1 protein-coding gene and 1 pseudogene are annotated in these 1,186 nt (G+C 63.9%); one reads left to right on the forward strand and one right to left on the reverse strand.

Annotation, left to right across the window (positions count from 1 at the left end):
• Window positions 1-259, forward strand: a pseudogene (locus B3605_RS12345) (chemotaxis protein); the annotation flags it as partial.
• A 15-nt stretch (window positions 260-274) separates the two neighbouring features.
• Here the strand turns inward: B3605_RS12345 and B3605_RS12350 are convergent.
• Window positions 275-1,186, reverse strand: a 912-nt coding sequence (locus B3605_RS12350; RefSeq protein WP_296434075.1) for a tetratricopeptide repeat protein, incomplete at its 5' end; no start/stop codon positions are given.

A 1,186-nucleotide genomic window follows, 5' to 3' on the forward strand; every position in this document is an offset into this window, starting at 1 on the left:
GCGGGACCTCGGCGATGTGCTGGCAGGCTGCGCCGATACGCTGGAAGATGCCGCCGGCGCCGAGATCGCCGATATCTCGGACTTGGCCGAAGCCATCGCCCCGCTCGATCGCAAGATCTTCAAGCTCTACACGATGGTGCAGGAGCGCAATGTCCACCGCGACATCATCGCGGCTGTCGAAGAGACGGCCGCAGCCGAACCCGAGCCGGCAAGTGCAGCGACGAGCGACGAAGACCTGTTCGAGGACGCGCTCTTCTAAAACGCTAGAGCGCGATCAGCGCAGGCGACGGAACTTGTTGGCGGCTTCGATCCCCGCCTTCTGCTGCTCTTCCTCGATACCGAGGTAGAAATCCTCGAGCGCCGGGTCGGGCAGACCGGCACGGCGCGAGAGCACATACCACTTGGCAGCCTCGACAGGATCCGGCTTTGTGCCGAGCGCGTTGATATAGAGATGCGCCAGCTTATTCTGCGCAACCACGTTGCCGTCATTGGCGGCGATCCTCAGCCACTGGAAGCCCTTTTCGAAATCGCGCGGGCCATTGGTTCCGTTGACGAACCAGACGCCGAGATCGAGCTGCGCGGTGTCGAACCCAGCATGTGCGGCGCGCGCCATCCATTCGCGGGCAAGCTGCTTCTTCTCGGGCGGCAGATCGGGCAGCGACGAGTAGATCTCCGCCACCGCGTATTGGGCGTCGGCGACGCCCTTCTCGGCCGATTTCTCGTAGAACGGCAGCGCCAGCTTCAACCCCTTGTCGCCGGGATTGTCGGCCACCAGGATCTGTCCCCAGTTGAATTCAGCCGACGCATTGCCGGCCTCCGCCGCCTTGCGCATGTAGGTGTCGGCAAGCGTCTTGTCGCGCTTGACGATGCGGCCTTCCATCAGGATGAGCGCGTATTTGAACATCGCCGCCGGATCACCGCCCTCGGCCGCCTTTCCGTACCAGAAGGCAGCAGCCTTCGCGTCGCGCTTGACGCCGAGGCCATCCGCCAACAGTTCACCCATCAGCGTCTGCGCTGCCGCATCGCCAAGCTGAGCGCGCGGCAGCGCAATCCCCATCGCCGTCAGGTAGTAGCCGCGCTGATAGGCGCCATAGGCGTCATCGACCTTGCCGTGATAGTCCTTCTCGGCCGGCAGATCGGGAAGCTTCGCACCCATGCGATCGAACACACCGACACCGGTGGACGG

Origin of the sequence: Rhizobium sp. UBA1881 (assembly GCF_002338015.1) — a bacterium.
GTDB lineage: Bacteria > Pseudomonadota > Alphaproteobacteria > Rhizobiales > Rhizobiaceae > Rhizobium.